Raw genomic sequence first — 26,764 nt, 5'->3', positions numbered from 1 at the left:
TGTTAACGACCGGTCGCGCCCTGGAGGAGGCTCTGGGTCTTTTCCTTATGCTTTTTGAGTTGTTTATCCAGCTTGTCGGTCAGGGCGTCGATCGCGGCATACATGTCGTTATGCTCAGCGTTGGCGACCACTTCTCCACCGGGGATATGCAGCGTGGCTTCGATTTTCTGCAGCAGCTTCTCGACGGTCAACGTGACCTGCACATTGGTGATCTTGTCGAAATGCCTTTCTAATCGGTCGAGCTTTTCGCCGATGTAGATGCGCAGGGGTTCGGTCACTTCCAGTTGGTGTCCACTGATGTTGACTTGCATACAGCTTCTCCTTCGTTGCCAGTGCATAAGGCGGCAGGCTGGCTTGCCTGCCACTAGAGCGTGTCCGAAAAGCTTTCGAACACACCCTGGAACGCTATGGCGTAGCCCGTCACATCAACCGCTTGCGTTCGCTCGAAGGCGCGATCCCCAGGGACTCGCGGTACTTGGCGACGGTGCGGCGGGCCACCTGAATGCCTTGTGCCTCCAGTAAACCAGCGATCTTGCTGTCACTCAACGGCTTTTTCTGATTTTCCGCGGCAACCAGTTTTTTGATGATCGCGCGGATCGCTGTGGACGAGCATTCACCGCCTTCAGAGGTACTGACATGGCTGGAGAAAAAATATTTCAGTTCATAAATACCGCGTGGGGTATGCATGAATTTTTGCGTGGTCACTCGTGAAATCGTCGACTCGTGCATGCCGACCGCTTCCGCGATGTCATGCAGGACCAACGGCTTCATGGCTTCATCGCCGTACTCAAGGAAGCCGCGCTGGTGCTCGACGATCTGGGTGGCGACTTTCATCAGGGTTTCGTTGCGGCTTTGCAGGCTCTTGATGAACCAGCGCGCTTCCTGCAACTGATTGCGCATGAAGGTGTTATCGGCGCTGGTGTCGGCGCGACGGACGAAGCCGGCGTACTGCGGGTTGACGCGCAGGCGCGGAACCGACTCCTGGTTCAGCTCCACCAGCCAGCGCTCGTTGTCTTTGCGCACGATGACGTCGGGAACCACGTACTCGGCTTCGCTGGATTCGATCTGCGAGCCCGGACGCGGGTTGAGGCTCTGCACCAGTTCGATGACCTGGCGCAGCTCATCTTCCTTGAGCTTCATGCGGCGCATCAACTGGCTGTAGTCGCGGCTGCCCAGCAGGTCGATGTAATCGATTACGAGTCGCTTGGCCTCGGCCAGCCAAGGGGTTTTGGCGGGCAATTGACGCAGTTGCAGCGATAGGCATTCGCTGAGATTGCGTGCGCCGATACCGGCCGGCTCGAATTGCTGGATGCGATGCAGGACGGCTTCGATCTCGTCGAGCTCGATGTCCAGTTCTGGATCGAAGGCTTCGAGGATTTCCTCGAGGGTTTCGTCCAGGTAGCCCTGATTGTTGATGCAGTCGATCAATGTCACCGCGATCAGTCGATCGGTGTCGGACATCGGCGCCAGGTTCAATTGCCAGAGCAGATGGCTCTGCAGGCTTTCGCCTGCGGAAGTGCGAGTGGTGAAATCCCATTCGTCGTCATCGTTGCTTGGCAGGCTGCTGGCGCTGGTCTGGTAAACGTCTTCCCAGGCGGTGTCGACCGGCAGTTCGTTAGGAATGCGCTCGTTCCAGTCGCCTTCCTCGAGGTTATCGACCGTAGGCGCGGTTTCCTGGTAGGAGGGTTCCTGGATGTCGGTGTTGGGTTTCTGCTCGATATTGTCCGCCATCGGGTCGGCGTTATCGAAGTCGTCGCCTTCTTCCTGGCGTTCGAGCATTGGATTGGACTCCAGTGCCTCCTGGATTTCCTGTTGCAGGTCCAGGGTCGACAATTGGAGCAGGCGGATGGCCTGTTGCAGCTGCGGTGTCATCGTCAGCTGCTGGCCCATTCTCAAGACTAGCGATGGTTTCATGGCAGGGGCTTAACACCTTATTCGCCGGCGCACATGCGCCATCCACTACAGGGCGCCGGAGCGCCAAACATAAGCAAATTATATGCCTGAAACTGAAGTGTTTGCCTAGAGCGCTGTAACAATAAATACGTATAGTTTTATTGGGGCAAGCGCTCCGGCGACTGACCAGGCACCTCAGTGCTTACAGGCGGAACTCATGGCCCAGATACACTTCCTTGACCAGGTCGTTGGCCAGGATGGTTTCGGCGTCGCCTTCGGCGATCAGTTGGCCGTCGTTGACGATGTAGGCGGTTTCGCAGATGTCCAGGGTTTCACGAACGTTGTGGTCCGTGATCAGCACGCCGATACCCTTGGCCTTGAGGTGATGAATGATCTGCTTGATGTCGCCCACCGAAATCGGGTCCACGCCGGCGAAAGGTTCGTCGAGCAGGATGAATTTCGGCGCCGTGGCCAGGGCGCGAGCGATTTCCACACGGCGACGCTCGCCACCGGAAAGGCTCATGCCGAGGTTGTCGCGGATGTGGTTGATGTGGAATTCCTGCAGCAGGCTTTCCAGCTCTTTGCGACGACCGGCCTTGTCGAGTTCCTTGCGGGTCTCGAGGATGGCCATGATGTTGTCGGCGACCGAAAGTTTGCGGAAGATCGACGCTTCTTGTGGCAGGTAGCCGATACCCGCTCGTGCACGACCGTGCATTGGCTGGTGGCTGACGTCCAGGTCGTCGATCAGTACGCGCCCCTGATCGGCCTGGACCAGGCCCACGATCATGTAGAAGCAGGTTGTCTTGCCGGCACCGTTCGGGCCAAGCAGGCCGACGATCTGGCCGCTGTCGATCGACAGGCTGACGTCACGCACGACCTGGCGGCTCTTGTAGCTCTTGGCCAGATGCTGGGCTTTCAGAGTTGCCATTACTGGGCCTTCTGCTCGTCGGTTTTCTTTTTCGGCTGGATAACCATATCGACTCGTGGGCGCGGTGCGGTCACCGATGAACCGGTAGCGCGGCCTGCGTTAGCAACCTGCTTGACGGTGTCGTAGACGATTTTCTCGCCTTCAGTGGTGTTGCCTTCGTTGATCACCTTGGCGCGGTCGATCAGTACGATGCGGTTTTGCGAAGCATGGTACTGGATAGTCACCCCATAGCCCTGGACGGGTTTCGTGTCGGTAGGCTTTTGCAACTGCTCGAAATACGCCAGGTTGCCCACCGAGGTCACGACATCGATGTCGCCGGCCTTGGTGCGGGTAATGGTCACGGTGTTGCCTTTGATGATCATCGAGCCCTGGGTAATGATCACGTCACCTTTGTAGGTGGCCACGCCATTCTTGTCGTCCAGCTGAGCATCGTCAGCCTGAATGCGAATGGGTTGCTGGCTATCGTTCGGCAGAGCCCAGGCGCTCACGCTTCCCAGTGCTGCGCCCAGACTGAGCAAAATAGGGAGAGTTTTAACGAGCCTCATACTGTCCTCTTACGTTCGATAGCAGGTGTATCCTGCTGTCTTTCAAATACGCTTTCATTCCGTTACCCGTCGATACACCACCAGCGCCGTCGATTCTAACGGCTTGCTCGGTCTGCGCATATTGCTCTTGCGGGAATACCGTCATACGACTACTGGTAATCAGCATTGGACGGTTCTGCTCGTCCGTGCGTGCGATACGCACCGAGTCGATCAATTCAACTTCAGTACCGCCTGAATTGACCTCGCCACGCTTGCTCTGGACGTGCCAGGGGTACACGGTGCCCCGATACATGTTCAGGTCGGGGTTGGTCAGCAGGGTGATGTCGGTCGCCTTGACATGCTCGACCTTGTCGGACGTCAGGTCGTACTGCAATTTACCATCGGGCAGGAACTGCACGCTGTGGGCGTTGATGGCGTAATAGTCGATCTGGCTCTCGTCGACGTGTGCTACCGGCTTGTCGAGAAAGCGTTCGGGGCTGATGTTCCAGTAGCCAACGGCCACGAGCAACGCGGCGATGACCCCGAAAAACACTATGTTGCGAATTTTCTTGCTCAGCATAAGTGGCTCACAGGTACGCGGCATTAGCCGCTTCAAGGTTGCCCTGGGCACGCAGGATCAGCTCGCAGAACTCGCGAGCGGCACCTTCGCCGCCACGGGCCTGAGTGATGCCGTGAGCGTGTTCGCGGACGAAGCTGGCGGCGTTGGCCACTGCCATGCCCAGGCCAACACGGCGAATCACCGGCAGATCCGGCAGGTCGTCGCCCAGGTAGGCAACCTGCTCATAGCTTAGGCCCAGTTGCGCCAGAAGCTCGTCAAGCACTACCAGTTTGTCCTCGCGGCCCTGATACAGGTGAGGAATACCAAGGTTTTTGGCGCGTCGCTCGACCACCGGGGTCTTGCGTCCGCTGATGATGGCGGTCGTTACGCCGGAGGCCATCAGCATCTTGATGCCCTGGCCGTCGAGAGTGTTGAAGGTCTTGAATTCGCTGCCGTCTTCGAGAAAGTACAGGCGGCCGTCGGTCAGCACGCCATCGACGTCGAAGACCGCGAGCTTGATGTTTTTGCCGCGTTGCAGCAGGTCCGTGCTCATTACATTACTCCCGCACGCAGCAAGTCGTGCATGTTCAAGGCGCCCACCGGACGGTCCTCGTTGTCGACCACCACCAGTGCATTGATTTTGTGGTCTTCCATGATTTTCAGGGCTTCGGCGGCGAGCATTTCAGCGCGCGCAGTCTTGCCATGAGGCGTCATGACGTCGTCAATGGTGGCTTGATGGATGTCGATGGTCCGGTCGAGTGTGCGACGCAGGTCGCCGTCCGTGAAAATGCCGGCGAGTTTGCCGTCAGCTTCCAATACCACGGTCATGCCCAGGCCCTTGCGGGTCATTTCCATCAGCGCGTCTTTGAGCGGCGTGCCGCGCACGACTTGCGGCAACTCCTGGCCCGCGTGCATGACGTTTTCGACTTTCAGCAACAAACGGCGACCCAGAGCGCCGCCAGGGTGTGAGAACGCGAAGTCTTCGGCAGTGAAGCCGCGGGCTTCCAGCAAGGCAACGGCCAGTGCATCGCCCATCACCAGCGCCGCCGTGGTGGAGGAGGTCGGTGCCAGGTTCAGCGGGCAGGCTTCGTGCTCGACATGAACATTGAGGTTCACTTCGGCAGCCTTGGCCAGCGGCGAATCAGGATTGCCGGTCAGGCTGATCAGCTTGATGCCCAGGCGCTTGATCAGCGGCAGCAGCGTGACGATTTCGTTGGTGGAGCCGGAGTTCGACAACGCGAGGATGATGTCATCGCGAGTGATCATGCCCATATCGCCATGACTGGCTTCGGCCGGGTGGACGAAAAAAGCCGTGGTGCCGGTGCTGGCAAGGGTGGCGGCAATCTTGTTGCCGATGTGCCCCGATTTGCCCATGCCGACCACGACCACGCGGCCTTTGCTGGCCAGAATCATCTCGCAAGCGCGTACGAAATCTGCGTCGATGTGGGCCAGCAAGCCTTCTACGGCTTCAAGCTCGAGGCGGATGGTGCGTTGTGCTGATTGAATCAGGTCGCTGGATTGGCTCATGTCAGAAATCGTATAGCCTGAGAAAAGGCGGCGATTATAGCGGTAATGAGCAAATCCCTCACGTTAGTTCGTCGTGCTTTATTCAGGCGCCCCCCGCAAACGCTGAAACTTGCGTCTATTTGCCTGTCTTGATGCTGAACACCGCGGGCTTCGGCCTTGGGCGCTTTGCATTAGCGGTGATATAGTTCGTCGCCAGTTCGGCCTGCCCAGGTTGTTGTGTGCTCTCGGCAGGGAGCCCGGCGTCCGAGTGAGAGGCTTGCATCGCAAGGAGTTTAGATGAGTGCCGATAACGCCTACGCGGTCGAGCTGAAGGGAGTGTCCTTCAAGCGCGGCGCGCGCAGCATTTTCAATAATGTCGATATTCGCATTCCGCGCGGTAAGGTCACCGGCATCATGGGACCTTCCGGTTGCGGAAAAACCACACTGCTGCGCCTGATGGGCGCACAGTTGCGCCCTTCAAGTGGCGAAGTGTGGGTCAACGGGCAAAATTTGCCCACCCTGTCTCGTAGCGACCTGTTCGATGCGCGCAAGCATATGGGCGTGCTGTTTCAGAGCGGCGCGCTGTTCACGGACCTCGATGTTTTCGAAAACATCGCCTTTCCGCTGCGTGTTCACACCAAACTTCCGGATGAAATGATCCGTGACATCGTCCTGCTCAAATTGCAGGCGGTGGGGTTGCGCGGTGCCATCGACCTGATGCCCGATGAGTTGTCCGGCGGCATGAAGCGCCGTGTCGCGCTGGCACGGGCGATTGCCCTCGATCCGCAAATTCTGATGTACGACGAGCCTTTTGTCGGGCAGGACCCAATCGCCATGGGTGTTCTCGTGCGCCTGATCCGCCTGCTTAACGACGCCTTGGGCATCACCAGCATCGTGGTTTCCCATGACCTGGCCGAAACCGCGAGTATTGCCGACTACCTGTATGTTGTAGGCGATGGGCAGGTGTTGGGGCAGGGGACTCCCGATGAGCTGATGAATTCCGATAATCCGCGGATTCACCAATTCATGAAGGGTGATCCAGACGGGCCGGTACCGTTCCACTTTCCAGCGACGGATTACCGCGCAGATCTTCTGGGGAAGCGCTGATGCGCAAGATTTCACTAATAGAGAGAGTTCGTCGATTCGGCCAGACCGGCATCGACAGCATCGCGGTGCTCGGTCGTTCATCGCTGTTCCTGTTTCACGTGCTGTTGGGGCGCGGTGGCGTCAGTGGCGCATTTGGCCTGCTGGTCAAGCAGTTGCACTCGGTTGGCGTGATGTCCCTGGTGATCATCGTGGTCTCCGGGATATTCATCGGCATGGTGCTGGCGTTACAGGGCTTCAACATTTTGTCCAGCTACGGTTCGGAGCAGGCGGTCGGGCAGATGGTTGCGCTGACGCTGTTGCGTGAGCTGGGGCCGGTGGTGACCGCATTGCTGTTCGCCGGGCGTGCCGGTTCTGCGTTGACCGCCGAGATCGGCAACATGAAGTCCACCGAGCAGTTGTCCAGTCTGGAAATGATTGGCGTCGACCCGCTCAAGTACATCATTGCCCCCCGTCTGTGGGCCGGTTTCATCTCCCTTCCAGTGCTGGCGATGATTTTCAGCGTGGTCGGTATCTGGGGCGGTTCCTGGGTGGCTGTCGACTGGTTGGGTGTGTATGAGGGCTCCTACTGGTCGAACATGCAAAACAGCGTGACGTTCGACGGTGACGTATTCAATGGCATCATTAAAAGCATTGTATTTGCCTTTGTCGTGACCTGGATCGCCGTATTCCAAGGCTATGACTGTGAGCCCACTTCGGAAGGGATCAGTCGTGCCACCACCAAAACCGTGGTGTATGCCTCATTGGCCATCCTCGGCCTGGACTTTATTTTGACTGCCTTGATGTTTGGAGATTTCTGATGCAAAACCGCACCCTGGAAATCGGTGTCGGCCTTTTCTTGCTGGCTGGCATCCTGGCTTTAGTGTTGCTTGCCCTGCGGGTCAGTGGACTGTCCCCYGTTTCGAGCACCGACAGCTATAAACTTTATGCGTATTTCGACAATATCGCCGGTTTGACGGTCAGATCAAAAGTGACCATGGCCGGTGTGACTATCGGCAAGGTCACGGCAATCGATCTGGATCGCGACAGTTTCACCGGACGAGTGACCATGCAGCTGGAAAAGCGGGTAGATAATCTGCCGACCGACTCCACTGCATCTATCCTCACGGCTGGCCTGTTGGGCGAGAAATACATCGGTATCAGCGTGGGCGGGGAACAGGCCCTGCTCAAGGATGGCGGGACCATCCATGACACGCAGTCATCGCTGGTGCTCGAAGACCTGATCGGTAAATTCCTGCTCAATACCGTTAGCAAAGACGCTAAATAAGGAGTTTTTTTCATGATCTCAACCTTGCGACGTGGCCTGTTGGTATTACTTGCGGTCTTGCCGTTCATGGGTAACGCCGTGGCTGCGCAGTCCGCGCACGATATCGTGCAGGACACCACCAATCGGTTGCTCGCCGATCTGTCGGCCAATAAAGCGAAGTACAAGCAGGATCCGAAAGGCTTTTACGATGCCTTGAATGCCATCGTCGGGCCCGTGGTGGATGCCGAGGGCATCTCCAAGAGCATCATGACGGTCAAGTACTCGCGCAACGCCACACCTGCGCAAATGAAAACCTTTGAAGATAACTTCAAGCGCGGGCTCTTCCAGTTCTATGGCAATGCTTTGCTTGAGTACAACAATCAGGGCATTACCGTTGACGCGGCCAAGGATGAGTCGGGAGACCGTACCAGCGTTGGCATGACGGTCAAAGGCAGCAATGGCGCGATCTATCCTGTGTCCTACACACTCGAAAAGATCAATGGCGAGTGGAAGCTGCGTAACGTGATCATCAACGGCATCAACATTGGCAAGCTGTTCCGTGATCAGTTCAGCGACGCGATGCAGCGCAATGGCAATAACCTGGACGCGACCATCAATGGTTGGGCCGGTGAAGTCGCCAAGGCCAAGGAAAAGACCGACGCAGAAGCGACTCAGAAGAAGTCCGTTCAATGAGTGAGTCGGCTGTCAGCATGGGCGAGGCCGGTGAGCTGATGCTCAGCGGCGTACTCGATTACAGTACCGGGCCGGCCTTGCGCAAGCAGGGCCAGGCCTTGATCAAGTCGAGCACGGCGTCGGCCCTGGTAGTTGATTGCTCGGGTGTGCAAAAGTCCAGCAGCGTCGGTTTGTCGTTGTTGCTGTGTTTCATGCGTGACGCGCAAGCGGCGGGCAAGGCGCTGAGCATCCGTGCCTTGCCTGACGACATGCGTGAAATCGCTCAGGTCAGCGAATTGACCGAGCTGTTGGCACACCCCTAACTATCATCTATAAAGAAGCCCCCCGTCAGAGTCCTGCTATGCGGGGTTCGCAGGCGCGGGGCTTTTTTGTATGATGTCCGACCCGCGCGCACAGGGCGCCGATTGAGGTTGAGCATGCAGGCCAACGAAGTGAAGAGCTTTCTTGAAGGAAAGCTGTCCGAGACTCTTTTATCAGTACAGGTAGAAGTTGAGGGCGAAGGCTGCAACTTTCAGCTGAACGTGATTAGCGATGAACTGGCGGCATTGAGCCCGGTCAAGCGTCAGCAGCAGATCTATGCCCATTTGAACCCATGGATCACCGATGGCAGCATCCATGCGGTCACTATGAAATTTTTCAGCAGCGCGGCCTGGGCCGAGCGCACCTGAGCCCAAGGGCGTCGAGATTCTTATGGATAAACTGATTATTACCGGCGGTGTTCGTCTTGATGGCGAAATCCGCATTTCCGGGGCAAAGAACTCTGCCCTGCCGATTCTGGCGGCAACGCTGCTGTGCGATGGCCCGGTGACGGTCGCCAACCTGCCGCACCTGCACGACATCACCACCATGATCGAGCTGTTCGGTCGCATGGGCATCGAGCCGGTGATCGACGAGAAACTCAGCGTCGAAATCGACCCGCGGACCATCAAGACCCTGATCGCTCCGTACGAACTGGTTAAAACCATGCGTGCGTCGATTCTGGTTCTGGGCCCGATGGTCGCGCGTTTCGGTGAAGCTGAAGTCGCACTGCCTGGCGGTTGCGCCATCGGTTCGCGTCCGGTCGACCTGCACATCCGTGGCCTTGAAGCCATGGGTGCAGTCATTGACGTGGAAGGCGGCTACATCAAGGCCAAGGCGCCAGAAGGCGGCCTGCGCGGTGCAAACTTCTTCTTCGATACCGTCAGCGTGACCGGTACCGAGAACATCATGATGGCGGCCGCCCTGGCCAAGGGCCGCAGCGTTCTGGCTAACGCCGCTCGCGAGCCTGAAGTCGTCGACCTGGCGAACTTCCTGAACGCCATGGGCGCGAAGGTTTCCGGTGCCGGTACCGACACCATTACCATCGACGGCGTCGAACGTCTGCACACCACGACTTACAAAGTGATGCCGGACCGTATCGAAACCGGTACTTACCTGGTGGCTGCTGCCGTGACTGGCGGCCGCGTGAAGGTCAAGGACACCGATCCGACCATCCTTGAAGCCGTTCTGGAAAAACTCAAGGAAGCCGGCGCTGAAATCACTACCGGCGAAGACTGGATCGAGCTGAACATGCACGGCAAGCGGCCGAAAGCCGTCAACGTGCGTACCGCTCCGTACCCGGCGTTCCCGACCGACATGCAAGCGCAGTTCATCTCCCTCAACGCGATTGCCGAAGGCACGGGCGCAGTGATCGAGACGATCTTCGAAAACCGCTTCATGCACGTCTACGAGCTGCACCGCATGGGCGCTCACATCCAGGTCGAAGGCAACACTGCGATCGTCACCGGCATCGAAAAGCTCAAGGGCGCGCCAGTCATGGCCACCGACCTGCGGGCTTCGGCCAGCCTGGTGATTTCGGCGCTGATCGCCGAAGGCGACACGCTGATCGATCGCATCTACCACATCGACCGTGGTTACGAGTGCATCGAAGAGAAACTGCAGATGCTCGGCGCGAAAATCCGCCGCGTACCGGGCTAGTTTCTGCTTCATGGGCGCAGGGACGTGCCCGTTGATTTGTTAAGATCGAGCCCGTTACGGCTCGATGTGTGTCCGGCGCCATTTGCGACCGGGCATGAGTACCTTGATAAGGACTGACGTTTCCCATGTTGACCATCGCACTGTCCAAGGGCCGCATCCTTGACGACACCCTGCCGCTTCTGGCTGAAGCGGGCATCGTGCCGACCGAGAATCCGGACAAGAGCCGCAAGCTGATCATCCCCACGACCCAGGCCGATGTGCGCTTGCTGATCGTGCGCGCCACCGATGTGCCGACCTATGTCGAGCATGGTGCCGCTGACCTGGGCGTCGCCGGTAAAGATGTGCTGATGGAATACGGCGGCCAGGGCCTGTACGAGCCACTGGACCTGCAAATTGCCCAGTGCAAGCTGATGACCGCAGGTAAAGTCGGCGCGGTCGAGCCCAAGGGCCGTCTGCGCATCGCCACCAAGTTCGTCAACGTTGCCAAGCGTTATTACGCAGAGCAGGGTCGTCAGGTCGACATCATCAAGCTATATGGCTCGATGGAACTGGCACCGCTGATCGGTCTGGCGGACAAGATCATCGACGTGGTCGATACCGGTAACACGCTGCGGGCCAACGGCCTGGAGCCACAGGATTTCATTGCTGCCATCAGTTCCCGGCTGATCGTCAACAAAGCTTCGATGAAAATGCAGCACGCCCGTATCCAGGCGTTGATCGACACCCTGCGCAAGGCAGTGGAGTCTCGACACCGCGGCTGATTCACCTGCGCGACGCTCCGTCGCGCCCGTCTATCCGCCTCATAGCCAGAATTCTCAGGTGCCCAAGCGGATGGAGTGCTAGCTTCGGGTACCTGAGTTTTTCGCCAATCCTATGAGGCTCCCGCTATGACCGCACCGACTGCAATTCGCCGACTCAACGCTGCTGACCCGGATTTCGCGCATCATCTGGATCATCTGCTGAGCTGGGAAAGTGTGTCTGACGACTCGGTCAATCAGCGGGTGCTGGACATCATCAAGGCTGTGCGTGAGCGCGGCGACGCGGCGCTGGTTGAGTTCACCCAGAAATTCGACGGCCTGCAAGTGGCGTCGATGGCCGACCTGATCCTGCCGCGCGAGCGCCTGGAACTGGCACTGACCCGGATCACCGTGCCTCAACGCGAAGCGCTGGAAAAAGCCGCGGCGCGGGTGCGCAGCTACCACGAAAAACAGAAGCAGGACTCCTGGAGCTACACCGAAGCCGACGGCACGGTGCTGGGCCAGAAAGTCACGCCGCTGGATCGCGCCGGCCTGTACGTGCCGGGCGGCAAGGCGTCTTACCCGTCTTCGGTGTTGATGAATGCGATTCCGGCCAAGGTGGCCGGCGTGACCGAAGTGGTCATGGTCGTACCGACGCCACGCGGTGAAGTCAACGAACTGGTGCTGGCAGCGGCGTGCATCGCGGGCGTCGACCGGGTGTTCACCATCGGTGGCGCGCAAGCGGTTGCCGCGCTGGCCTACGGCACCGAAAGCGTGCCGAAGGTCGACAAGGTCGTTGGCCCGGGCAACATCTATGTCGCCACCGCCAAGCGTCATGTGTTCGGCCAGGTCGGTATCGACATGATTGCCGGCCCTTCGGAAATCCTCGTGGTGTGCGACGGCCAGACCGATCCGGACTGGATCGCCATGGACCTGTTCTCCCAGGCCGAGCACGACGAAGACGCGCAGGCGATTCTGGTCAGCCCCGATGCCGGGTTCCTCGACCAGGTGGCGGCAAGCATCGCCAAACTGCTGCCGACCATGGAACGCGCCGAAATCATCAACACCTCGATCAATGGCCGTGGTGCGCTGATTCAGGTTCGCGACATGCAGCAAGCCATCGACGTGGCCAACCGCATTGCGCCGGAACACCTGGAACTGTCGGTGGCCGATCCGCAAGCCTGGTTGCCGCAGATCCGCCACGCCGGCGCAATCTTCATGGGCCGCCATACGTCCGAGGCTTTGGGCGATTACTGCGCCGGTCCCAACCACGTGCTGCCGACTTCCGGCACCGCGCGTTTCTCCTCGCCGCTGGGTGTGTATGACTTCCAGAAACGTTCGTCGATTATCTTCTGCTCCGAGCAGGGTGCCTCCGAACTGGGCAAGACCGCTTCCGTGCTGGCCCGTGGCGAGTCGCTGACCGCTCACGCCCGCAGCGCCGAATACCGCATCGTTGACGACAAGCAGGGGAACTGAGCATGAGCAAATTCTGGAGTCCATTCGTCAAGGATCTGGTGCCATACGTACCGGGCGAGCAGCCGAAACTGGCGAAGCTGGTCAAGCTCAACACCAACGAAAACCCTTACGGCCCATCGCCTAAAGCACTGGCGGCGATGCAAACCGAACTGAATGACAACCTGCGTCTGTACCCGGACCCCAACAGCGACCTGCTCAAGCAGGCAGTGGCTGAGTATTACGGTGTACAGGGCAATCAGGTGTTCCTCGGCAATGGTTCGGATGAAGTCCTGGCGCACATCTTTCACGGTTTGCTGCAACACGATAAACCGTTACTGTTCCCGGACATCAGCTACAGCTTTTATCCGGTGTATTGCGGCTTGTACGGCATTCCATTCGACGCGGTACCGCTGGACGAGCAGTTCCAGATTCGTGTTGCGGATTATGCCAAGCCGAACGGCGGGATCATTTTCCCCAACCCGAACGCCCCGACCGGTTGCCTGTTGGCGCTGGACGCCGTCGAGCAAATCCTCAAGGCCAGCCCTGATTCGGTGGTGGTGGTCGACGAAGCCTATGTCGATTTCGGCGGTGAAACCGCAATCAGCCTGGTCGACCGTTACCCGAACCTGCTGGTGACTCAGACCCTCTCCAAGTCGCGTTCGCTGGCCGGTTTGCGCGTGGGCCTGGCGGTAGGGCATCCGGACCTGATCGAGGCGCTGGAGCGGATCAAGAACAGCTTCAACTCCTATCCCCTGGATCGCCTGGCGATTGTCGGTGCGGCAGCGGCGTTTGCCGATCGCGAGCACTTCGACAAGACCTGCCAGCTGGTGATCGAGAGTCGCGAGTGGGTGGTCAAGCACATGCAGGAGAAGGGCTTTGAGGTGTTGCCGTCGGCGGCGAACTTCATCTTCGCCCGTCACCCGCAGCATGACGCGGCAGGCCTGGCGGCGAAGTTGCGCGAGCAAGGCGTGATCGTCCGGCACTTCAAGCAGGAACGGATTGCCCAGTTCCTGCGTATCACCATCGGTACGCCAGAGCAGAACCAGGCGTTGATCGACGGTTTGGGCGATCTCTAAAACCATCCCCTCACCCTAACCCTCTCCCCAGAGGGGCGAGGGAACTGACCGAGAGGGGCTGGTCGATGTGCTGCGACCTGAGAGATCAAGCCGAACTCAGGTTTTGAAAACAACAGAGTTCGGCTCCCTTTCCCCCTCTCCCCCCTCGGGGAGAGGGCTGGGGTGAGGGGTGGTTTCTGGATCTGCCTATGATTCAAACCACCCCTCAACCTCATTCACTCGTGATGCGGTTCACCGAGGAACGTCAACGAACTGAACACCCCTCGCGTCGCCACATCCGGATTGTCCTTCAACGGGATTTCCACCTGCGCGGCAATCACATTCAACCCTTCGTTGCGCACCAGCACCTGCGCCCGGCCTTCGGCATCGGTTTCCGTGCTCAAGGTGTTCGGCGCATTGCGATAGTCGCCAATCAACTTGATCCCCGCCGCCGGTTTGCCATCGAGCAACACCCGCACCGGCAATGATTTGCCCGGGCCAACGGTCAGCGGATCAACTTCCGGCACAATCAGCAGTTTGATCTGATCGAGTTTAGGCAGCGTCGCTCCCGGCTGATAAATCGCCAGGCTGTACTTGAACGTCTGGGTCGACTCGATGGCGCCCGGCACTTTGCTGCGCCCCTGATTGATCCACTTTTTGTCGGCAGTCTGCGACCACATGCCATTGTCCAGCGCCACGGCCAGCACCGCTGGCGATTTGAGTGGTTGCAGGCGCGCGTGATCGGCCAGGCGTTCTACGGTAACCGGGATCATTTTGCCGCCGATGTCGTAGGCCCAGGCGCCGCTGATTTTTTGCGCCTTGAAGGCGTTGTCTTCGGCGCCGTGGCCGTAGATGACTTCGATGTTGCCGCGACGTTGTTCGGTCCACAGGCCATGGGCCGAGACCTGGCCGGTAAACATCAGGCCGAGCAGCAGGCTGAGCGCTACGGGTTTGAAGTGTTGCATGGTGACTTCCTTTTACAGGTTGAGTGTCAGGCTGACGGTGAAATTGCGCGGCTCGCCGGGGTTGACCCAGTAGTTGCTGTAGGAGCGCTCGAAGTATTTCTCGTCGAAAAGGTTGTTCAGGTTCAGCCCCAACGTGACGTTTTCACTGGCCTTGTAATGGGCCAGCAGGTCGACGGTGTGGTAGGCCGGCAGTTCGAAGTCGCTGCCGGCTTCGCCCGAGCGATCGCCGACATAGGTGTAGGCCGCGCCGACATCCGAGCCACGCAGCAGACCTTCCTGAAATTCATAAACGCCCAGCAAACTGCCGCTGTGCCTGGCCACGCCGAGAATCCGGCTACCGGTCGCAATGGCTTTGTCGCCTTGGGTAACCTCGGCGTCGATGTACGCAAACGCACCGATCACTCGCACAGCGTCAGTGAGTTGCCCGCTCACTTGCAGATCGAAACCCTGGCTGCGGGCCTTGCCCATGGCGCGGTTGCTATCGGTGGCGGGGTCGAGGGCGAGAACGTTTTCTTTCTCGATCCGAAAAGCGGCGAGGGTGCTGCTCAGGCGCTCATCGAACAGCTCGCTCTTAATCCCGACCTCGTAGCCAACGCCTTCTTCCGGATCGAAGGATTTGCCTGTGGCATCCAGGCCGTTGTTCGGTTTGAACGAGGTCGAGGCGTTGGCGAACAGTCCATGCTGTGGCGTCAGTTGATAGAGCAGACCGGCGCGTTGGGTCAGAGCGTCGTGGTGCTGTCGGCTGCGGTTGTTCAGCGTGTGGTCGTCGATGGTTTGCTCGAAGTGTTCCAAGCGTACCCCGAGCATGCCGCGCAGGCGCTCGGTGAACACGATCTGGTCCTGAAGGTTCAGTGCCTGGCTTTCGACCTGCTCGAAAAAGTCCGGGCCCGAGCGCTTGCCATCGGGTTTGGGCTGACCGTAAACCGGGTCGTAGATGTCGATCGCGTAAGGGCCGCCAGCGATCGTGGTGACCCGCTCGTTCTTGCGGAAGTTTTCGTACTCGCTGCCAATCAGCAGTTCGTGTTGCCAGCTGCCGATGTCGAACAAACCGCGCAGTTCGAGCTGGGTGATGCTGTCGTGCCAACGGTTGTCGCGCTCTCGGTAACGGCGGTTGACCGTGTGTTGATCGGCGTTCAACGGGCGGGCTTCCGAGGCAAAGCCCCAGAGTTTGCCTTCCTTGTAATGGCTGGCCAGGCGCAGTTTCCAGGCGTCGTTGAGGTGGTGTTCGAGGGTCGCCTGCAACAGATTGTTGTGGTTGTCGATGTTGCCGTCGTCAGGTTCACCGAGGAAGGTCGAGCGCGAGACACCGCTCCAGCTGTTGTTCGGCGCGACGATGCCACGGTCGAAGGTCGAACTGTGACGGACAATCTCGCTTTCCAGCAGCAGGCTGGTGTCCGGGTTGAGTTGCCAACTGAGCGACGGCGCAACGAACACCCGCTGGCTGTCGACGTGATCACGAAAGCTGTGGTTGTCTTCGACCGCCAGATTGACCCTCGACAACACATCTCCTTGCGGATCGAGCGGGGTGTTGACGTCCAGCGCGGTGCGGTAACGATCCCAACTGCCGGCGCTGGTCTGCAAGGTGCTGAAGGCTTCGGGCTGCGGTTTTTTGGTGACGATGTTCACCGTACCGCCAGGGTCGCCGCGCCCGTAAAGACTGGCGGCGGGGCCCTTGAGCACTTCGATGCGCTCGACGTTTGCGGCGTCCGGGGTGCTCGGGTAACCGCGGTTCGCGCTGAAGCCGTCCTTGTAGAACTCCGAGGTGGTGAAGCCACGCACGCTGTACTCATACAGTGTCAGGCCGCCGAAGTTGTTCTGTTTCGATACGCCACCGGCAAACTCCAGCGCGCGCTCGACATTGTGGCTGCCCAGGTCCTTGAGCACGCTGGCAGGAATCACGCTGATGGATTGCGGGATATCGCGGATTGCGCTGTCGGTTTTGGTCGCGCTGGACGATCGCGTGGCGCGATAGCCGTTCACCGGGCCGGTGGCGGACTCGTAATCGGAGGTGACGCTGATGGTGTCCAGTTCAAGCGGTTGTGGGTCTTCGGCGAACACCGGATCCCCCAGCAGACCCAGGGCCAGGCCTGCCAGAGGAGCAAATTTACGAGACGGCATGAGATCGTTCCAATAGCGATATTGAAACAATATAACATGCCTAATGAGAATGTATGCTTTTAGAGGCTTCGAGACGATTGGCGCTGTCGAAGGCCTCGAAAAGATCGTCCGAACGCGGCCCGAACCTTCGGCAGTTCCTACGAATTACTCTTCTTCTTTGACCGGGGCCGGTGGCGGACGCAGGCCGATTTCTGCGGTCAGCTTGAGTTCCTTGCCATTGCGTATGACCTGAACAGTCACTTTGTCGGTCGGTTTGATCCGCGCCACCTGGTTCATCGAACGGCGGCCATCGCCGGCCGGTTCGCCGTCAATGCTGAGGATCACATCGCCCAGTTGCAGGCCGGCTTTTTGTGCCGGGCCGTCGCGGAAAATCCCCGCAACCACAATCCCCGGACGCCCGGACAGACCGTACGATTCCGCCAGTTCCTGACTCAACGGCTGCACTTCAATCCCCAGCCAGCCGCGAATCACCTGGCCGTGTTCGATGATCGACTTCATCACTTCCATCGCCAGCTTGATCGGGATCGCGAAACCAATGCCTTGTGAGCCGCCGGACTTGGAGAAAATCGCGGTGTTGATCCCGGTAAGGTTGCCGTTGGCGTCTACCAGCGCACCGCCGGAGTTGCCCGGGTTGATCGCGGCGTCGGTCTGGATGAAGTCTTCGTAGTTGTTCAGGCCCAACTGATTGCGCCCAGTGGCGCTGATGATGCCCATGGTCACGGTCTGGCCGACACCAAACGGGTTGCCGATGGCCAGCGCGACATCGCCGACGCGGATGTTTTCCGAGCGGCCGACGGTGATCGACGGCAGGTTTTTCAAATCGATTTTCAGCACCGCGAGGTCGGTTTCCGGGTCGCTGCCGATCACGCGAGCCAGGGTTTCACGACCATCCTTGAGCGCGACAACGATCTGGTCGGCGCCGGTGGTCACGTGGTTGTTGGTCAGCAAATAACCTTCAGGGCTCATGATCACGCCGGAACCGAGGCTCGACTCCATGCGCTTCTGCTTGGGCGCGTTGTCGCCGAAGAAACGCCGGAATTGCGGGTCTTCAAACAACGGATGGCTGGTTTTGTTGACCACTTTGGTGGTGTAGAGGTTGACCACTGCCGGTGCGGCAATGACCACGGCATCGGCGTAAGACACCGGTCCCTGTTGGGTCTGAGTGGTTTGTGGGGCTTGTTGCAGGTTCACATCCAGGGTTGGCAGGCCGACCCATTGCGGGTAACGCTGGATGATCAACAACGCGATAAGCACGCCGGCCAGCAGCGGCCAGCCAAAAAAACGCAGACCCTTGAGCATTGAACAAATCCTGGGAGGTTACGAAGGACCATGGACGGCCCATAATGTCGCGCATTATACGAGGCCGCGCGCGCCTCTGAACGGGATATTTAGGAGTCTTTTATGGCCGTCGCCCTGAGCACCCTGGTAGAAGAAGCGGATCGTTACCTTGCCAGTTCGCGGATTGCCGATTATTGCCCCAATGGCCTGCAAGTCGAAGGTCGGCCGCAGGTCATGCGCATCGTCAGCGGCGTCACGGCCAGCCAGGCGTTGCTCGATGCCGCGGTCGACGCCAAGGCCGATCTGGTGCTGGTTCACCACGGCTACTTCTGGAAAGGTGAAAACCCCTGCATCACCGGTATGAAGCAGCGTAGGCTCAAAACCCTGCTCAAGCACGACATCAGCCTCCTGGCCTATCACTTGCCGCTGGATTTGCACCCGGAAGTGGGCAACAACGTGCAACTGGCTCGCCAACTGGACATCACCGTCGAAGGCCCGCTGGACCCGGAAAACCTCAAAGTGGTCGGGCTGGTCGGTTCGCTCGCCGAGCCGATGACCGCGCGCGACTTTGCCCGTCATGTGCAAGAGGTCATGGGGCGTGAGCCATTGTTGATCGAGGGCAGCAAAATGGTCCGGCGCGTCGGCTGGTGCACGGGCGGTGGCCAGGGCTATATCGATCAGGCGGTGCTGGCCGGTGTCGATCTGTACCTGAGTGGTGAAGCATCCGAACAAACCTTCCACAGCGCCCGGGAAAACGACATCAGCTTCATCGCCGCCGGCCATCACGCCACCGAACGCTTTGGCGTGCAGGCGCTGGGGGATTATCTGGCGCGACGGTTTGCCCTTGAACACATCTTCATCGATTGCCCGAATCCGATTTGAATCCCTGGAATCTGCGAACACTGGGGATCAAATGTGGGAAGAGCCGGGCGACGTTCGTCTGCTCGCGATAGCGGTGGGTCAGTCAACACCGCTTTCGCGAGCGGGCTCGCTCCCACAAGGGCCTGCGGCGCCCGAACAGGCAGGTATATTCATATGCTCTTTCGATCTAGTCGGCGTCCTGATTAGAAGAGGTCGCTGTGCTAGCATTCGCCGCTCGAACACGGCCCGCTGGCCGTTCATAAGAAAGCTTTCGTGAGTAGCCATGGTCGACAAACTGACGCATCTGAAACAGCTGGAGGCGGAAAGCATCCACATCATCCGCGAGGTGGCCGCCGAGTTCGACAACCCGGTGATGCTGTACTCCATCGGTAAAGACTCCGCCGTGATGCTGCATCTGGCACGCAAGGCGTTCTTCCCGGGCAAGCTGCCGTTTCCGGTGATGCACGTCGACACCCAATGGAAATTTCAGGAGATGTACAGCTTCCGCGACAAGATGGTCGCAGAGCTGGGCCTTGACCTGATCACCTACGTCAACCCGGAAGGCGTGGCTCAAGGGATCAACCCCTTCACCCACGGCAGTGCCAAGCACACCGACATCATGAAGACCGAAGGCCTGAAACAGGCTTTGGACAAGTACGGCTTCGACGCAGCCTTCGGTGGTGCGCGCCGCGATGAAGAGAAATCCCGCGCCAAGGAGCGCGTGTACTCGTTCCGCGACAGCAAGCACCGCTGGGATCCGAAAAACCAGCGCCCGGAGCTGTGGAACGTCTACAACGGCAAGGTCAACAAAGGCGAATCGATCCGCGTATTCCCGCTGTCGAACTGGACCGAGCTGGACATCTGGCAGTACATCTACCTCGAAGGCATCCCGATCGTCCCGCTGTACTTCGCCGCCGAGCGCGAGGTCATCGAGAAGAACGGCACGCTGATCATGATCGACGACGAGCGCATCCTCGAGCACCTGAGCGACGAAGACAAAGCCCGCATCGTCAAAAAGAAAGTGCGTTTCCGTACCCTTGGCTGCTACCCGTTGACGGGCGCGGTGGAGTCCGAGGCCGAAAGCCTCACGGACATCATTCAGGAAATGCTCCTGACGCGAACTTCCGAGCGCCAGGGCCGAGTCATCGATCACGATGGCGCCGGCTCGATGGAAGACAAAAAACGTCAAGGTTATTTCTAAGGGGCTGTCATGTCGCATCAATCTGATTTGATCAGCGAGGACATCCTCGCCTACCTGGGCCAGCACGAACGTAAAGAGCTGCTGCGCTTTCTGACGTGCGGTAACGTCGACGACGGCAAGAGCACCCTGATCGGGCGCCTGCTGCACGACTCCAAGATGATCTACGAGGATCATCTGGAAGCCATTACCCGCGACTCGAAAAAAGTCGGCACCACCGGTGACGATATCGACCTGGCGTTGCTGGTCGACGGCCTGCAGGCCGAGCGTGAACAAGGCATCACCATCGATGTCGCGTACCGCTATTTCTCCACCGCCAAGCGCAAATTCATCATTGCCGACACCCCTGGCCATGAGCAGTACACCCGCAACATGGCCACCGGTGCATCCACCTGTGACCTGGCGATCATCCTGGTCGACGCCCGTTACGGCGTGCAGACCCAGACCCGTCGCCACAGCTTCATTGCCTCGTTGCTGGGCATCAAGCACATCGTCGTTGCCATCAACAAGATGGACCTCAAGGACTTCGATCAGGGCGTGTTCGAATCGATCAAGGCCGATTACCTGAAGTTCGCTGAAGGCTTGAAAATGAAGCCTACCAGCATGCACTTCGTGCCGATGTCGGCACTGAAGGGCGACAACGTGGTGAACAAGTCCGAGCGCTCGCCGTGGTACACCGGCCAGTCGCTGATGGAGATACTTGAAACCGTGGAAGTCGCGGGCGACCGTAACTTCACCGATCTGCGTTTCCCGGTGCAATACGTCAACCGGCCGAACCTGAACTTCCGCGGTTTCGCCGGCACCCTGGCCAGCGGTATCGTCAAGAAGGGCGACGAAGTCGTGGTACTGCCGTCGGGCAAGAGCAGCCGCGTGAAATCCATCGTCACTTTCGAAGGTGAACTGGAACACGCAGGCCCGGGTCAGGCGGTGACGCTGACCATGGAAGACGAAATCGACATCTCCCGTGGCGACTTGCTGGTGCATGCCGACAACGTGCCACCGGTCACCGACAGCTTCGAAGCGATGCTGGTGTGGATGGCTGAAGAGCCGATGCTGCCGGGCAAGAAATACGACATCAAGCGCGCCACCAGTTACGTGCCGGGCTCGATCGCCAGCATCGTCAACAAGGTCGACGTGAACACTCTGGAAGAAGGCCCGGCCAGTGCCTTGCAGCTGAACGAGATCGGTAAGGTCAAGATCAGCCTCGACGCGCCGATTGCCCTCGACGGGTATGAAAGCAACCGCACCACCGGTTCGTTCATCATCATCGACCGCTTGACCAACGGCACCGTCGGCGCCGGCATGATCGTCGCCCAGCCTTTGGCGCATGGCAGCTCCACGCACCATGGAAAATTGGCCCATGTAGCCACCGAAGAGCGTGCCCAGCGCTTCGGCCAGCAACCGGCTACCGTGCTGTTCAGCGGCCTCTCGGGCGCGGGCAAAAGCACCCTGGCCTATGCGGTTGAACGCAAGCTGTTCGACATGGGCCGTGCAGTGTTTGTGCTCGATGGGCAGAACCTGCGTCACGACCTGAACAAAGGTCTGCCACAGGATCGCGCCGGGCGTACCGAGAACTGGCGTCGTGCGGCTCACGTCGCACGCCAGTTCAACGAAGCTGGTTTGCTGACCCTGGCGGCGTTTGTCGCACCGGACGCCGAAGGCCGTGCACAGGCCAAGGCGCTGATTGGCGATGACCGCTTGCTGACCGTTTACGTGCAGGCGTCGCCGATGGTCTGCGCCGCACGTGATCCGCAAGGTTTGTACGCTGCAGGTGGCGACAACATCCCGGGCGATTCCTTCCCGTACGACGTACCGCTGGACGCCGACCTTGTGGTCGACACCCAGTCGTTGTCGCTGGAAGAAAGCGTCAAGCAAGTGCTGGACCTGCTGCGTAAGCGCGGTGCGATCTAAGCGTTAGCTGCCAATAAAAAGCCCGCAGATGAGCAATCATCTGCGGGCTTTTTTGTGTCTGGTCGGGCCCCATCGCGAGCAGGCTCGCTCCCACATGGAGTTTCTATTGAATACAAATTTTGTGTTCACAACAAATTAACTGTGGGAGCGAGCCTGCTCGCGATAGGGCCGGTACAGACACCTGATTACTTCCCGGAATACTCGCGATGCATCTGCTCAAGCAGCGCATCCTTGTCATCCCACAACTGGTTGATCCAGCCCTGGAACTCCAGGCGGTACACGCCGTCCTGGTCGTAGTTCTTGCCGATGAACTGCGGCGGGATCTTCAGTTCCTGAAAGTGCACCACCACGTCTTTCACGTTGCCGCACAGCAGGTCCCAATAACCGGGGCGCCCAGCCGGGTAGTGAATGGTCACGTTGACGATGGCTTCCAGTTGCTCACCCATGGCATCCAGCACAAACGCAATACCGCCAGCCTTGGGCTTGAGCAGGTAGCGGAACGGTGATTGCTGCTGCGCGTGCTTGCCTTCGGTAAAGCGCGTGCCTTCGACGAAGTTGAAAATCCCCACCGGGTTATTGCGGAACTTGTCGCAGGTCTTGCGAGTGGTTTCCAGGTCTTTGCCTTTCTTCTCCGGGTGCTTTTCCAGATAGGCCTTGGAGTAACGCTTCATGAACGGGAAGCCCAGCGCCCACCAGGCCAGGCCGATCACCGGCACCCAGATCAATTCTTGCTTGAGGAAGAACTTCAGCGGGCGAATCCGACGGTTGAGCACGTACTGCAACACCATGATGTCGACCCAGCTCTGGTGATTGCTGGTGATCAGGTACGAGTGCTGGTAGTCCAGGCCTTCGAGCCCGCTGAGCGTCCAGTGCGTGTGCCCGAGCAAGTCCATCCAGGCCTTGTTGTTGCTGATCCAGGCTTCATGGATGTGGCTCATCAGCCAGTCGGTGAAGCGCTGTGCGGTCGGGAAGGGCAGCAGCAATTTGAAGATTGCCACGACAAACAGCGGTGTGCAGCAGACGATCGTGTTCAGCGCCAACAACAGCGAGGCGATAACGCCTCGCAAGGGTGCAGGTAGAGAATCCAGCATTTAAACATCCATAGGTCGGTTGGCGGCTTGAATCGCAGTCAGGGCAATGGTGTAGACGATGTCGTCGACCTGAGCGCCGCGCGGCAAATCATTTACCGGTTTGCGCAGGCCTTGCAGCATCGGTCCGAGGCTGACGCAGTCGGCGCTGCGTTGCACGGCTTTGTGAGTGGTGTTGCCGGTGTTCAGGTCGGGGAAAATGAACACGGTTGCCCGACCGGCTACCTGACTGTTCGGCGCCAGTTGCCGGGCCACGTCTTCGTTGGCCGCGGCGTCGTACTGCAACGGCCCGTCGATCAGCAGCGCGTTCTGTGCTTCGTGGGCGAGCAAGGTGGCCTCGCGGACTTTCTCGACTTCTTCGCCGCTGGCCGATTCGCCGCTGGAGTAGCTGAGCATCGCCACCCGTGGCGTGATCCCGAAGGCAGCGGCGGAGTCGGCGCTTTGCAGGGCGATCTCGGCCAATTCGCTGGCACTCGGGTGCGGGTTCATGATGCAGTCGCCGTAGACCAGCACTTCCTCCGGGAACAGCATGAAAAACACCGACGACACCAGTGTGCAGCCGGGTGCGGTCTTGATCAGTTGCAATGCCGGGCGAATGGTATTGGCGGTGGAGTGGATGACCCCGGACACCAGCCCGTCGACTTCATCCAGCGCGAGCATCATGGTGCCGATCACCACAGTGTCTTCCAGCTGTTGCTCGGCCATTGGCGCGTTGAGGCTTTTGGTCTTGCGCAGTGCGACCATCGGTTCGACATAACGCTGACGGATCAGGTCCGGGTCGAGAATCTCCAGGCCCTCAGGCAACTCGATGCCCTGGGCGCGCGCGACCGCTTGTACGTCTTCGGGTTTGGCCAGCAACACGCAGCGAGCAATGCCACGGGCCTGGCAGATCGCCGCCGCCTGTACCGTCAAAGGTTCGCTACCTTCGGGCAGGACGATACGTTTGTTGGCCGCCTGGGCGCGCTGGATCAGTTGATAACGGAACACTGCCGGCGACAGGCGCATTTCACGCGGCGTGCCGCAGCGCTGGTGCAGCCAGTTGGCGTCGAGGTGGCTGGCGACGAAATCGGTGATGATTTCCGCACGCTCGCGGTCGTCGATCGGGATTTCCTTGTTCAAACCGTTCAACTGGTTGGCGGTTTCGTAGGAGCCGGTGCTCACCGACAACACCGGCAGACCGGCCTGCAAGGCACCTCGGCAGAGGTCCATGATCCGTGGGTCGGGCAGGGTGCCGCTGGTCAGCAGCAGCCCGGCCAGCGGCACGCCGTTGATCGCGGCGAGGCTGACGGCGAGGATGATGTCGTCGCGATCGCCGGGGGTTACCACCAGCACGCCGGGCTTGAGCAGTTCGACCGTGTTGCGCATGGTGCGGGCGCAGATGATGATCTTGCTCATGCGCCGGGTTTCATAGTCGCCGGCGTTGAGCACCTGAGCGCCCATCAAGTCCGCGACGTCACGGGTGCGCGGGGCGTTCAGTTCCGGCTGGAACGGAATGCAGCCCAACAGCCGGAAGTCGCCGCTGCGCAGCAAGGGCGAGTGTTCCTTCAGGCGGGCGGCGAAAGCCTCCATGCTTTCATCGGTTTTGACCTTGTTGAGAATCACGCCGAGCACTTTCGGGTCCTTCGGACCGCCAAACAATTGCGCTTGCAACTCGACCCGGCCAGACAATTCGGTGAGCACTTCGTTTTCCGGTGCCGAAACCAGAATCACCTCGGCATCCAGGCTTTTCGCCAGGTGCAGGTTGACCCGCGCGGCGTAGCTGGCGCTGCGGGTCGGGACCATGCCTTCGACGACCAGCACGTCTTTGCCGATGGCGGCTTGCTGGTACAGGGTGATGATTTCTTCCAGCAGCTCATCCAGCTGACCGTCGCCGAGCATCCGCTCGACGTGAGCCAGGCCCAGCGGCTGCGGCGGCTTCAGGCCGTGGGTGCGGGCCACCAGTTCGGTGGAACGTTCAGGGCCGGTGTCGCCAGGGTGCGGCTGGGCAATCGGTTTGAAGAAGCCGACTTTCAGCCCGGCTCGCTCAAGGGTTCGCACCAGCCCGAGGCTGATAGAGGTCAGACCCACACCAAAATCGGTGGGCGCGATAAAAAAAGTTTGCATGCGGATTCTCTGGAGGTGCATGGCAAGGGTGAACGCCTATGACTGGCCTTCTACCTATATTTCAGACGTCAAGGTTATCGCTAACCGAGCCTTGAGCGCACCAACCGCAATCAAAGGGTTGGCCTATTTTTTCAATACGCTTGGCGGGGTCCAGAACCCAGGCTCGTGATTGCCAGGGTGGCTGGTGGCGCAGATGCTGGGTATGGCCGCAGGAAAGCTCGACAACCCAGTGGCCATCCTCGTCCTGATGGAAGCCTTCGATCGTCGACCCTGCCGAAGCGACCCGTCCGTCCGGGTTCTGTTCGCTTTCGGGCGTTTGCTTCGCTAAACTTGGTCTTTCTATATTCTTATGCAAAAGGTCTCGCCCCATGCTGATCGCCGCCAATAAGGCTGTCTCCATCGACTATACCCTGACCAACGACGCTGGTGAGGTCATCGACAGCTCTGCCGGCGGCGCACCGCTGGTTTACCTGCAAGGCGCAGGTAACATCATCCCGGGCCTGGAAAAAGCCCTGGAAGGTAAAGCAGTCGGTGACGAACTGAACGTCTCCGTTGAACCTGAAGATGCCTACGGCGAATACGCTGCCGAACTGGTCAGCACCCTGAGCCGCAGCATGTTCGAAGGCGTCGACGAACTGGAAGTGGGCATGCAGTTCCACGCTTCCGCGCCAGACGGCCAGATGCAAATCGTCACCATCCGTGATCTGGACGGCGACGACGTGACCGTTGACGGCAACCACCCGTTGGCCGGTCAGCGTTTGAACTTCCAGGTCAAGATCATCGACATCCGTGATGCCAGCCAGGAAGAAATCGCTCATGGTCACGTCCATGGCGAAGGTGGCCATCACCACTGATTTTCTGCGCTAAGCTTCGAGAACTGGAGAGGCGCCCGAGGGGCGCCTTTTTAGTCCGCGGCTGTCCTTGGCGACATCGCCAAGAGGCTGTTTCGAGAAGAACACGGGAAATTTGGAGTTCGTCATGAGTGCTTTTCACGACCTTACATTGAAGACTTTGGATGGCCAGGAGTTACCTCTGGCGCCCTTCAAAGGGCACGTCGTGCTGGTGGTCAACGTCGCCTCCAAGTGTGGTTTGACCCCACAGTACGCTGCTCTGGAAAACCTCTACCAGCAATACAAGGGCAAAGGTTTCAGTGTGCTGGGGTTGCCGTGCAATCAGTTTGCCGGGCAAGAGCCAGGCACTGAACGCGAGATAAAAGAGTTCTGCAGCCTCAACTACGGCGTGACCTTTCCGCTGTCCAGCAAGCTGGAAGTCAACGGTCACGACCGTCATCAACTGTACCGGTTGTTGGCAGGCGAGGGCGCAGAATTCCCGGGTGACATCACCTGGAACTTCGAAAAATTCCTTCTCGGCAAAGATGGTCGCGTGCTGGCGCGTTTTTCGCCACGTACTGCGCCGGATGATCCGACGATCGTTCAGGCGATCGAAAAAGCTCTGGTCTGAACCTGTCTCCCGTAGGAGCACGGCTTGCCGGCGATAGCGATCTCAAGAACGCCATCGCCGGCAAGCCGTGCTCCTACAGACCCCCCCCGTCTTTTGAACCTTAATCACTGCAATCAATAGTGCTA

At 59.2% G+C, this 26,764-nt stretch carries 28 protein-coding genes; 15 read left to right on the top strand and 13 right to left on the bottom strand.

Features of this window, described 5'->3' with window-relative positions; all coding sequences use genetic code 11:
• Positions 1–2 precede the first annotated feature (2 nt).
• From hpf to AC1DHT_RS16215, 7 genes are all read right to left on the bottom strand, one after another.
• Complete coding sequence (gene hpf / locus AC1DHT_RS16245) at positions 3–311, bottom strand: ribosome hibernation-promoting factor, HPF/YfiA family (protein WP_054593994.1); 309 nt, start codon at positions 309–311, stop codon at positions 3–5.
• A 109-nt stretch (positions 312–420) separates the two neighbouring features.
• Positions 421–1,914, bottom strand: coding sequence for an RNA polymerase factor sigma-54 (locus tag AC1DHT_RS16240; RefSeq protein ID WP_103315765.1), 1,494 nt, complete (start codon positions 1,912–1,914; stop codon positions 421–423).
• 181 nt (positions 1,915–2,095) lie between these two features.
• Positions 2,096–2,821 carry an LPS export ABC transporter ATP-binding protein gene (gene lptB / locus AC1DHT_RS16235; protein ID WP_019691895.1) on the bottom strand — a complete coding sequence of 242 codons (726 nt, stop codon included), beginning with the start codon at positions 2,819–2,821 and terminating at the stop codon, positions 2,096–2,098.
• Positions 2,821–3,366 (bottom strand): lipopolysaccharide transport periplasmic protein LptA, encoded by a 546-nt coding sequence (gene lptA / locus AC1DHT_RS16230; protein WP_427530110.1) that lies wholly within the window; start codon positions 3,364–3,366, stop codon positions 2,821–2,823. Before lptA ends, lptB begins: the two co-directional genes overlap by 1 nt.
• Positions 3,353–3,925: an LPS export ABC transporter periplasmic protein LptC gene (gene lptC / locus AC1DHT_RS16225; protein WP_427546733.1), complete on the bottom strand. Its 573-nt coding sequence runs from the start codon at positions 3,923–3,925 to the stop codon at positions 3,353–3,355. The genes lptA and lptC overlap by 14 nt, the downstream gene beginning before the upstream one ends.
• 7 nt (positions 3,926–3,932) lie before the next feature.
• On the bottom strand, positions 3,933–4,457 hold the full coding sequence (locus AC1DHT_RS16220; protein ID WP_401118396.1) for a KdsC family phosphatase: 525 nt from the start codon (positions 4,455–4,457) through the stop codon (positions 3,933–3,935).
• Positions 4,457–5,431: a KpsF/GutQ family sugar-phosphate isomerase gene (locus tag AC1DHT_RS16215; protein WP_054593990.1), complete on the bottom strand. Its 975-nt coding sequence runs from the start codon at positions 5,429–5,431 to the stop codon at positions 4,457–4,459. Before AC1DHT_RS16215 ends, AC1DHT_RS16220 begins: the two co-directional genes overlap by 1 nt.
• Positions 5,432–5,707: 276 nt before the next feature.
• Here AC1DHT_RS16215 and AC1DHT_RS16210 point away from each other — a divergent pair, with 276 nt between their 5' ends.
• The 10 genes from AC1DHT_RS16210 (at position 5,708) to hisC (ending at position 13,677) form a co-directional block, all read left to right on the top strand.
• Positions 5,708–6,517, top strand: a complete 810-nt coding sequence (locus tag AC1DHT_RS16210; RefSeq protein WP_054593989.1) for an ATP-binding cassette domain-containing protein — start codon at positions 5,708–5,710, stop codon at positions 6,515–6,517.
• Complete coding sequence (gene mlaE, locus AC1DHT_RS16205) at positions 6,517–7,314, top strand: lipid asymmetry maintenance ABC transporter permease subunit MlaE (protein WP_427546729.1); 798 nt, start codon at positions 6,517–6,519, stop codon at positions 7,312–7,314. The genes AC1DHT_RS16210 and mlaE overlap by 1 nt, the downstream gene beginning before the upstream one ends.
• Positions 7,314–7,781 (top strand): outer membrane lipid asymmetry maintenance protein MlaD, encoded by a 468-nt coding sequence (gene mlaD / locus AC1DHT_RS16200; RefSeq protein ID WP_054593987.1) that lies wholly within the window; start codon positions 7,314–7,316, stop codon positions 7,779–7,781. Before mlaE ends, mlaD begins: the two co-directional genes overlap by 1 nt.
• 12 nt (positions 7,782–7,793) lie before the next feature.
• On the top strand, positions 7,794–8,453 hold the full coding sequence (locus AC1DHT_RS16195) for an MlaC/ttg2D family ABC transporter substrate-binding protein (protein WP_427546726.1): 660 nt from the start codon (positions 7,794–7,796) through the stop codon (positions 8,451–8,453).
• On the top strand, positions 8,450–8,755 hold the full coding sequence (locus AC1DHT_RS16190; protein WP_427546723.1) for an STAS domain-containing protein: 306 nt from the start codon (positions 8,450–8,452) through the stop codon (positions 8,753–8,755). The genes AC1DHT_RS16195 and AC1DHT_RS16190 overlap by 4 nt, the downstream gene beginning before the upstream one ends.
• A 114-nt stretch (positions 8,756–8,869) precedes the next feature.
• Positions 8,870–9,121: a BolA family protein gene (locus AC1DHT_RS16185; protein WP_019691904.1), complete on the top strand. Its 252-nt coding sequence runs from the start codon at positions 8,870–8,872 to the stop codon at positions 9,119–9,121.
• A 22-nt stretch (positions 9,122–9,143) separates the two neighbouring features.
• Positions 9,144–10,409 (top strand): UDP-N-acetylglucosamine 1-carboxyvinyltransferase, encoded by a 1,266-nt coding sequence (gene murA / locus AC1DHT_RS16180; RefSeq protein WP_427530124.1) that lies wholly within the window; start codon positions 9,144–9,146, stop codon positions 10,407–10,409.
• 125 nt (positions 10,410–10,534) lie between these two features.
• Positions 10,535–11,170 (top strand): ATP phosphoribosyltransferase, encoded by a 636-nt coding sequence (gene hisG / locus AC1DHT_RS16175; protein ID WP_007941260.1) that lies wholly within the window; start codon positions 10,535–10,537, stop codon positions 11,168–11,170.
• A gap of 126 nt (positions 11,171–11,296) precedes the next feature.
• Complete coding sequence (gene hisD / locus AC1DHT_RS16170) at positions 11,297–12,622, top strand: histidinol dehydrogenase (RefSeq protein ID WP_054593983.1); 1,326 nt, start codon at positions 11,297–11,299, stop codon at positions 12,620–12,622.
• Positions 12,623–12,624: 2 nt separating this feature from the next.
• Entirely contained in the window at positions 12,625–13,677 is a 1,053-nt protein-coding gene (hisC, locus tag AC1DHT_RS16165) for a histidinol-phosphate transaminase (RefSeq protein WP_427546721.1), read from the top strand.
• A gap of 215 nt (positions 13,678–13,892) precedes the next feature.
• Here the strand turns inward: hisC and AC1DHT_RS16160 are convergent, their stop codons facing one another.
• The 3 genes from AC1DHT_RS16160 to algW form a co-directional block, all read right to left on the bottom strand.
• Positions 13,893–14,621 carry a DUF4198 domain-containing protein gene (locus tag AC1DHT_RS16160; protein WP_427546718.1) on the bottom strand — a complete coding sequence of 243 codons (729 nt, stop codon included), beginning with the start codon at positions 14,619–14,621 and terminating at the stop codon, positions 13,893–13,895.
• Between the two features lie 12 nt (positions 14,622–14,633).
• Positions 14,634–16,739: a TonB-dependent siderophore receptor gene (locus AC1DHT_RS16155; protein ID WP_427546715.1), complete on the bottom strand. Its 2,106-nt coding sequence runs from the start codon at positions 16,737–16,739 to the stop codon at positions 14,634–14,636.
• Positions 16,740–16,883: 144 nt separating this feature from the next.
• On the bottom strand, positions 16,884–18,038 hold the full coding sequence (algW, locus tag AC1DHT_RS16150) for a Do family serine endopeptidase AlgW (RefSeq protein WP_427546712.1): 1,155 nt from the start codon (positions 18,036–18,038) through the stop codon (positions 16,884–16,886).
• Positions 18,039–18,140: 102 nt separating this feature from the next.
• Between algW and AC1DHT_RS16145 the strand changes: the two genes are divergently transcribed.
• The 3 genes from AC1DHT_RS16145 (at position 18,141) to cysN (ending at position 21,987) form a co-directional block, all read left to right on the top strand.
• The gene (locus AC1DHT_RS16145) at positions 18,141–18,899 is read left to right on the top strand and encodes a Nif3-like dinuclear metal center hexameric protein (RefSeq protein WP_427546709.1); all 759 of its coding nucleotides are present in this window, start codon (positions 18,141–18,143) and stop codon (positions 18,897–18,899) included.
• A 262-nt stretch (positions 18,900–19,161) separates the two neighbouring features.
• Positions 19,162–20,079, top strand: a complete 918-nt coding sequence (gene cysD, locus AC1DHT_RS16140) for a sulfate adenylyltransferase subunit CysD (protein ID WP_019691910.1) — start codon at positions 19,162–19,164, stop codon at positions 20,077–20,079.
• A 9-nt stretch (positions 20,080–20,088) separates the two neighbouring features.
• On the top strand, positions 20,089–21,987 hold the full coding sequence (gene cysN / locus AC1DHT_RS16135) for a sulfate adenylyltransferase subunit CysN (protein ID WP_427530139.1): 1,899 nt from the start codon (positions 20,089–20,091) through the stop codon (positions 21,985–21,987).
• Positions 21,988–22,172: 185 nt separating this feature from the next.
• On the opposite strand, the gene AC1DHT_RS16130 is transcribed toward cysN, so the two are convergent.
• The 3 genes from AC1DHT_RS16130 to AC1DHT_RS16120 all read right to left on the bottom strand — a co-directional run bounded on the left by AC1DHT_RS16130 (position 22,173) and on the right by AC1DHT_RS16120 (position 25,578).
• The gene (locus tag AC1DHT_RS16130; RefSeq protein WP_427544343.1) at positions 22,173–23,078 is read right to left on the bottom strand and encodes an acyltransferase; all 906 of its coding nucleotides are present in this window, start codon (positions 23,076–23,078) and stop codon (positions 22,173–22,175) included.
• Positions 23,079–25,178, bottom strand: coding sequence for a phosphate acetyltransferase (gene pta, locus AC1DHT_RS16125; RefSeq protein ID WP_216742425.1), 2,100 nt, complete (start codon positions 25,176–25,178; stop codon positions 23,079–23,081).
• A gap of 61 nt (positions 25,179–25,239) precedes the next feature.
• Positions 25,240–25,578 (bottom strand): DUF3565 domain-containing protein, encoded by a 339-nt coding sequence (locus AC1DHT_RS16120; protein ID WP_427544340.1) that lies wholly within the window; start codon positions 25,576–25,578, stop codon positions 25,240–25,242.
• Between AC1DHT_RS16120 and AC1DHT_RS16115 the strand changes: the two genes are divergently transcribed.
• On the top strand, positions 25,547–26,032 hold the full coding sequence (locus AC1DHT_RS16115; RefSeq protein WP_427530146.1) for an FKBP-type peptidyl-prolyl cis-trans isomerase: 486 nt from the start codon (positions 25,547–25,549) through the stop codon (positions 26,030–26,032). The two genes, AC1DHT_RS16120 and AC1DHT_RS16115, sit on opposite strands and share 32 nt — an antisense overlap.
• A gap of 124 nt (positions 26,033–26,156) precedes the next feature.
• Entirely contained in the window at positions 26,157–26,639 is a 483-nt protein-coding gene (locus AC1DHT_RS16110) for a glutathione peroxidase (RefSeq protein ID WP_427544337.1), read from the top strand.
• Positions 26,640–26,764 lie beyond the last annotated feature (125 nt).

It is taken from the genome of Pseudomonas sp. 05N432 (assembly GCF_056396945.1).
This window is presented reverse-complemented; position numbering and strand designations above follow the sequence as displayed.